General features: G+C 47.9%; 2 protein-coding genes and 1 pseudogene. All 3 read left to right on the top strand.

Annotated features, from left to right (window positions below):
- Window positions 1-80, top strand: a pseudogene (locus ACTHUE_RS17615) (sugar transferase); the annotation flags it as partial.
- On the top strand, window positions 67-1041 hold the full coding sequence (locus tag ACTHUE_RS17610; RefSeq protein ID WP_070460467.1) for an ATP-grasp domain-containing protein: 975 nt from the start codon (window positions 67-69) through the stop codon (window positions 1039-1041). The pseudogene ACTHUE_RS17615 and the gene ACTHUE_RS17610, both read left to right, overlap by 14 nt.
- Window positions 1034-1726: an HAD family hydrolase gene (locus ACTHUE_RS17605; RefSeq protein ID WP_070460468.1), complete on the top strand. Its 693-nt coding sequence runs from the start codon at window positions 1034-1036 to the stop codon at window positions 1724-1726. Before ACTHUE_RS17610 ends, ACTHUE_RS17605 begins: the two co-directional genes overlap by 8 nt.
- The last annotated feature ends 86 nt before the right edge of the window (window positions 1727-1812 follow it).

Genomic DNA, 1812 nt, shown 5'->3' with positions numbered 1-1812 from the left:
TCGTCAAAGAAGGCATCTCAGCCGAAGGGGAAGCCACAATGCCTTATTTCACGGGTAACAAAACTGATGAAAAAAAATAATATACTGATTCTGTCGGCAGGTCGCCGTGTCGAATTGGTGCAGGACTTTCAAACCGAAGCCGCACGTTTTTCAGACGGTATCGGCGTTTTTGCCACTGACCTCAACCCCCACATGTCTTCTGCCTGCCATGTTGCCGACCGCACTTTCAGCGTGCCGCGTATCGATGCAGCCGAATACATTGACAGCATTTTCGAGTTGGCCAAACAACACGACATCGGTCTGATTGTGCCAACCATCGATACCGAGCTGCTCAAACTGGCCGAAGCACGTGACCGTTTTGAAGCTGAAGGAATACATATTGTCATTTCCGATGCAAAACTGATTACCCTGTGCCGCGACAAGCGCCTGACCTCATGCCTGTTTGCACAATACAGCATCCGTTCCCCTGAAATTTACGAACGGGACCACCTGGTTTTCCCATGTTTTACCAAGCCTTATGACGGCAGCCGCGCCATCGGTGCGAAAAAAATCAACACACCAGCTGATTTGACTGTCGACATTACCGAAGACCCGAAAATGATGTTCACCCAATACATCGATATCGAGAATACTTTTTCCGAATTTACCGTCGATATGTATTACGACCGTCAAGGCCGTCTGAAATGCGCCATTCCTCGCGAGCGTTTGGAAGTGCGCACCGGCGAAGTCAGCAAAGGCGCAACCCGACGCAATGCCCTGTATAAAGAGCTGGTTGAAAAAATGGCCGTATTGGAAGGCGCACGCGGCTGCATTACCGCGCAATTCTTCGTCAGCAAAACCGACAGCACGACCTACGGTGTGGAAATCAACCCTCGTTTCGGCGGCGGTTTCCCGCTGACTTACGCTGCAGGCGGCAACTATCCGGGCTGGCTGATTCAAGAATACATCGGCGGCCAAGACATCCCTTTCTCCGACGACTGGGAAAACAATTTAATCATGCTTCGTTATGATGCTAAGATTTTGGTAAGAGAACATGATTAAGCCGGAAGAATCCGTCATCGTCTTCGATCTTGACGATACGCTTTACTCTGAGTACGACTACAAATGCTCCGGAATACAGGCAGTTGTAGGGACAATTACGTCGCTTTACCCGCAATACAATGTCGACGTACTAAATGAAATTGCAGACAATAAAAGTAAAGACTGGCTCGAAAATTTGTGTCATCATTGCAAATTAAACGAACTAGAGAAACAATCACTTTTGTGGCAATATCGACTACACCGGCCTGTTATCCGACCCTATGTCGAACCGTCTTTTTTACGGAAGCTGATGCGCCCTTTTGCCGCACGTGCCCTGATTACAGACGGCCGCAGTCTGACACAGCGTTTGAAAATACAGGCCTTGGGTTTGACCGATTTGTTTGACGACATTTTGATTTCGGAAGCCATGCAATCGGAAAAACCCGACGATAAGCGTTTTGTCTTCCTGCAAAACAAATATCTGGCTGCAAAACGTTTCATCTACATCGGCGACAACATCAAAAAAGATTTTGTCGCACCCAACAAACTGGGTTGGCTCTCCATAGGCATCATGCCTAAGCCGCACAATATTCATCAAGCCGATCCCGAGCAATACGGTCGTGAATACCAGCCCACCCTTTGGATAAACACCCTGGAAGAATTGGCTACACTGACAACTTCCGCCACCGAAAAAGCAAATGCATAAGGGACATTTCTCCATGAAAATCTTATTTATGGGTCGTAAACAGGTTTCCGCCAACCTGCTTCGTTTTTTGACCAAACAAGACCATA

Source organism: Neisseria sp. P0021.S005, assembly GCF_051956955.1.
This window is presented reverse-complemented; position numbering and strand designations above follow the sequence as displayed.

Excerpts from the sequence above, each read along its gene's own strand:
- ACTHUE_RS17610 (WP_070460467.1), top strand. The coding sequence starts at position 67 with ATGAAAAAAAATAATATACTGATTCTGTCGGCAGGTCGCCGTGTCGAA.
- ACTHUE_RS17605 (WP_070460468.1), top strand. The coding sequence starts at position 1,034 with ATGATTAAGCCGGAAGAATCCGTCATCGTCTTCGATCTTGACGATACG.